The sequence below is a fragment of the uncultured Agitococcus sp. genome (assembly GCF_937920075.1).
In the GTDB taxonomy this organism is placed as follows: domain Bacteria; phylum Pseudomonadota; class Gammaproteobacteria; order Pseudomonadales; family Moraxellaceae; genus Agitococcus.
In genome coordinates this window covers 1-3,413 of the sequence record NZ_CALETI010000231.1, presented here as the reverse complement: position 1 = coordinate 3,413, position 3,413 = coordinate 1, and the positions used below count along the sequence as shown (strand labels likewise).

General features: G+C 40.8%; 3 protein-coding genes. All 3 read left to right on the top strand.

From position 1 onward, the window contains the following. The coding region (locus Q0212_RS08230; RefSeq protein ID WP_297924398.1) for a DUF3987 domain-containing protein at positions 1-2,063 on the top strand (2,063 nt) is incomplete at its 5' end. A 1-nt stretch (position 2,064) separates the two neighbouring features. Further along, positions 2,065-2,703: a hypothetical protein gene (locus Q0212_RS08225; RefSeq protein WP_297924396.1), complete on the top strand. Its 639-nt coding sequence runs from the start codon at positions 2,065-2,067 to the stop codon at positions 2,701-2,703. Positions 2,704-2,805: 102 nt separating this feature from the next. Next, entirely contained in the window at positions 2,806-3,249 is a 444-nt protein-coding gene (locus Q0212_RS08220) for a terminase small subunit (protein WP_297924394.1), read from the top strand. Positions 3,250-3,413 lie beyond the last annotated feature (164 nt).

Here is a 3,413-nt window from a genome sequence, read left to right as displayed (position 1 = left end):
GGCACGCCTACTGGCTTGTGAATAATTGCGAGTTAGAGCAATTCAAGCAGCTACAGCAAGCACTTGCCGCTAAGTTTGATGGTGATAAAGCCGTTAATGACTTGCCGCGTGTGATGCGTTTAGCAGGATTTAGCCACAACAAAGCAGAATCATTTATAACGCGCATTCGTACCATGCAAGATAACCTTTATCCGTACAGCGTTAATAAGCTAATTGTTGGTTTAGGTTTGGAATTAGAAAAAAATAAAAATACAAAACCACAAGCCGCTATAGTTGCTATATCTGCTATAGATAAAGATGATTTTACAATCGGATTACCACCCACAGACGAAACCATAGCCGATATTAAGAGCGCATTAGATTATCTATCATGCGAGGAGTATCACGACTGGATAAGGCAAGCCATGCACTTAAAAACGCTAGGCAATGCAGGCTTAGAGTTATGGCTTACTTGGTCAAGCACAAGTGCAAAGTACAACCGAGCCGAAGCGATAGACAAGTGGCACTCATTACAAGCCGACAGAACAGGCTATAAGGCCATTTTTAACGAGGCTAAGGCCAATGGATGGATAAACCCATTAAGTAATCAATGGCAAGAGCCTGACCCCATTATTGAGCCACAGGAAGCCACAGACTACCCCATAGATGAATTACCTGAACCATTACGCCTATTAGTGCTAGAGATTGTTGATTACTTGCAATGCCCTATAGCATTGGCCGCTAATTCAGTTTTAGCCGCGTTATCGTTAAGCACACAAGGCTTGGTTAATGTATCAAGGGATAATAGCCTAATTGGTGCAGTATCTTTGTTTTTAATGGTGATTGCTGAATCAGGAGAGCGAAAAAGTGCTTGTGATAACTTAGTGCTTAAAGCCATAAAAAAATTAAATGATGAGCATTTTTGCCATGACAAAGAGCAAAACAATGATTACTTAACCGAGCTTAATATCTGGAATAGTCAAAACAATGGCTTACACGCATCACTAACCCAAGCATCAAAGAGCGGTGAACCAACGGACGACCTAAAAGAAAAAATCAAAACACACGCAATGACAAAGCCTATGCAGCCAAAGGGAACGACCTTTTTATATGAAGATGCAACCATAGAAGCATTAACAAAGGGATTATATTTTAACTCCCCTAGTGGCGGCATTTTTTCAAGTGAAGCAGGTGTCGTGTTTGGTAGTCATGGCATGAGTAAAGACAATTCCACACGAACAATGGGCAATATCAATAAATTATGGGACGGTGACAGTATCATTGTTGGTAGGTCAGACGTTAGCAACAATATGCTATTGACTGGCAGACGTTTAACCCTATGTTTAGCCACACAGGAAAGCACCGTAAGAGCATTTTTTGATGGTACTAATGGCTCAGCAAGGGGTATTGGCTTCGGTGCAAGATTCTTGATTGCATGGCCTAAGTCAACGCAAGGCACACGCTTATACAAAGCACCACCTAGCCACTGGCCGCATCTCACACGCTTTAGTAGCCATGTTCTTAGCTTATTAAATACTGACCTAACCATTGATGAAAACACAGGCGCATTACAGCCAATCACTTTGCATTTATCACAACAAGCACTTGAGGCATGGATTGAGTTTTATAATGATACCGAGCAAGAACTTTGCACAGGTGGAGAGCTAACAGATATTAAGGACGTAACAAGCAAAGCAGCCGATAACGTGGCAAGAATAGCAGCCTTATTCCATGTGTACGAACACGGCATAACTGGCAACATCTCAGAAGATCATCTTAGAAGTGCAGGACGTATCATGTTCTGGCACTTAATGGAATCAAAACGCTTCTTTAATGAGCTGTCATTATCCAAAGAGTTACGCCATGCAACCATGCTTGATAACTGGCTTTTGAATTATTGCAAGGAACATCAAACAACCGAAATTAGCACCCGAACACTTAAACAGTTATGCCCTAATTCATTAAGAAACAAGTCAAGTTTTGATGATGCTATTAGCCATTTAATCGACTTAAACCGCGTCAAAATAGTCAATCAAGGCAAAAAGAAACTAATACACCTTAATCCTAAATTGTTTGAGGTGTAACATGAGTTTTGCTGATTGGAAAGGTAAAAAACAGCAAGCTGCTACAGCTACAGTCGCTACACTTGCTACAGTTGAACCTAAAAAGGCGTTAAAAAATGATAATCCGACTCTATGTGTAGCAGATGTAGCAAGTGTAGCTGTAGCAGTTAGTGAAAATAAGCAAAAATCAGAGCCGCCTACCAAAACAGAGTTATTACCAAATAGCCCTGTTTTTGGTGGCGGTTATTCTGTCATTTTGGCCAATACTGTTAAGTGCAACCAGTGCGAGTATTTATCCTTAACTGGCACTTGTAAGCGATTAGATAAGCGTGTGATTCCCGAAGCAATACGCGAATGTGATTCTTTTAAGTTGCTTAAAAGTGAACGCCTATCAATCGTTAAAGTTACGCCCTACACCGCCACCGAGTTATTAACCCACTACGAAAAGCCCTTGTTTAATCATTTATTGGCTTGCCCTTACTGTCATGTTGAAAAGGCGCAATACTGCTTAAATGGCTATGCAATGGGCAGCGTCTACGATGCGTTATTGCTTAACCGTGATGATGCACAGGCAAGGCGTGAGTCATTGGCCTTGCAAGTGGATAGAGCGTGTATATCAGGCCGTAGCGTGTATGTACCGTTTAAGCCTATACCTTTTTAACTTGCTTACGGTTAAAACTGGAACAAGATTAGATGCACTCAGTTTTGAGTGTATCTTTTCATTTTACACTAGCCACAAACTAGCCCCTACAGGTGCAACGATATGACACCAAAACAAGCCGATTTTGTGAGATGGTACTTTGAACTAGGCAATGCAAGTGAAGCCTATAAACGTGCTTATAATAGCCATGCAAAGCCTAATACCTTGCACCGTAAAGCCAACGACCTACTAAAGCACCCAGTTATTAAAGCAGAGGTTCAAACGATGCAGGAACAAGCAAGAGAACGTAATCAAGTAACCATTGATAACGTAGTGGACGAATTAGAAGAAGCCCGACAAGTTGCCAAGCAATCAGGCAATGCTGCCGCAATGGTTAGCGCAACATTAGGCAAAGCCAAAGTATTAGGCTTAGTAGTGGATAAACAGGAAACAAATACAAAGATATTAACGCCACCTGTTTTTAACTTTGTAGGCGTGCAACCACTTAGCCAATACTCACAAGAAGAATTAAGAGCCGCCATAAAAGAGCTGCAAGAGGAATATTAAGCAATAACTATCAATAATCTTTTAATGATAGTTATCAGCTATTACCACCGCCACCACGACAAAACTATTTTGTAACAGGCTATTTTTTGATAAAAACAATACTTTTTAAGGGGTCACTTTTCTTTTTTGGGGCATTATAGGGGGCATTTTTGATATATGGTAAA